This is a genomic window from Methylobacterium variabile, assembly GCF_001043975.1.
GTDB classification, from domain to species: Bacteria; Pseudomonadota; Alphaproteobacteria; order Rhizobiales; family Beijerinckiaceae; genus Methylobacterium; species Methylobacterium variabile.
In genome coordinates, this window is the sequence record NZ_LABY01000391.1 from 1 (window position 1) to 1313 (window position 1313).

Consider the following 1313-nt stretch of genomic DNA (forward strand, 5'->3'; position numbering starts at 1 on the left):
GCCGGTTCGACGCGGCGCTCGCCGGCACCGGGGCGGCGGCCTTCGTGGCCGACGTCCTGAAGGGCGAGCTCGGCCTGTCGGGCGTGGTGATCGGGCACGACTTCCATTTCGGCCGCGGCCGCGAGGGCACGCCGGCGATGCTGGAGGCGCTCTGCGCCGAGAACGGGCTCGCCTGCCGGATCGTGCCGGCGGTGGCGGCCGGCGGCGGCGAGGCGCCGGTCTCGTCGAGCGCGATCCGGACCGCGCTGGAGGCCGGCGAGGTGGCGACCGCGAACCACCTCCTCGGCTACCGCTGGTTCGTCGAGGGCGAGGTGCGCCACGGCGACAAGCGCGGCCGCACCCTCGGCTTCCCCACCGCCAACGTGGCCCTCGAATCCTGTGCCCTCGCCCACGGCATCTACGCCGTGCGCGTCCGCCTGGGCGACGGCCGCGTGCGGGACGGCGTGGCGAGCTACGGCCGGCGCCCAACCTTCGACGACGGCGCGCCGCTCCTCGAGACCTACCTGTTCGACTTCTCCGGCGACCTCTACGGCCAGCGCATCGCGGTCGAGTTCGTCGGCTTCATCCGCGGCGAGGAACGCTTCGACAGCGCCGAGGCCCTCGTCGCCCGCATGCACGAGGACGCGGCGGAAGCGCGCCGCCTGCTCGCCGAGGACCGCACGCCCTCGATGCTGGGGTGAAGGCGCAGGCTGGCCTGGACTTATTCGGGGATGAACTCGCGGATCGGCGCCTCGGTGTCGGCATCCCGCCCCCGCTGGCGCTTGGCCCGCCGCATCGCCCCGCGGTCCTCGTCGGGGATGAGCACCGGATCGGTCGGGGTGACGGTGCCGGTGGCGTCGACATCCTCGGGGACCGGCCGCGGCGCCGGCCGGTCGCGCGCGGCGGCCGGGCCGGTCAGGAGCGCGGCGAGCGCGAGGGCGGGGAGCAGGATCCGCATGGCGAAGCTCCTGGTTCGATGAGCCTTCCGGACAACCGCGCGATGCCGCGCCCCGTTCCGGCCCTTCGCCCGAGACGGCCATGGACCACCTGACCGACCTCGGCGTCGCGGTCGCCCTGTTCGCCTCGACCAACATCGACGACATCGTCGTGCTGATCGGCTTCTTCTCCGATCCGCGCTACCGCCCGCACCAGATCGTGATCGGCCAGTCCCTCGGCATCGCCGCCCTGGTGCTGGCCTCGCTCGCCGGGTCGCTCCTGTCCCTGGTCCTGGCGCCGGCCTGGCTCGGATTCCTCGGCCTCGTCCCGGTCGCGCTCGGGGTGCACCGCCTCCTCGCCCTGCGGGAGGAGGACTCGGACGAGGCCGAGGAATCCGA

Annotated in this window: 3 protein-coding genes; 2 read left to right on the top strand and 1 reads right to left on the bottom strand. The window is 74.3% G+C overall.

The window, feature by feature from the left end; all coding sequences use genetic code 11:
- Positions 1 to 680: bifunctional riboflavin kinase/FMN adenylyltransferase (gene ribF / locus VQ02_RS33350; protein WP_048448571.1), on the top strand; the 680-nt coding region annotated here is incomplete at its 5' end.
- A 20-nt stretch (positions 681 to 700) separates the two neighbouring features.
- Here ribF and VQ02_RS33355 read toward each other — a convergent pair.
- Positions 701 to 937 carry a hypothetical protein gene (locus VQ02_RS33355; protein ID WP_048448572.1) on the bottom strand — a complete coding sequence of 79 codons (237 nt, stop codon included), beginning with the start codon at positions 935 to 937 and terminating at the stop codon, positions 701 to 703.
- A gap of 80 nt (positions 938 to 1017) precedes the next feature.
- Between VQ02_RS33355 and VQ02_RS33360 the strand changes: the two genes are divergently transcribed.
- Positions 1018 to 1313: cadmium resistance transporter (locus VQ02_RS33360; RefSeq protein ID WP_048448573.1), on the top strand; the 296-nt coding region annotated here is incomplete at its 3' end.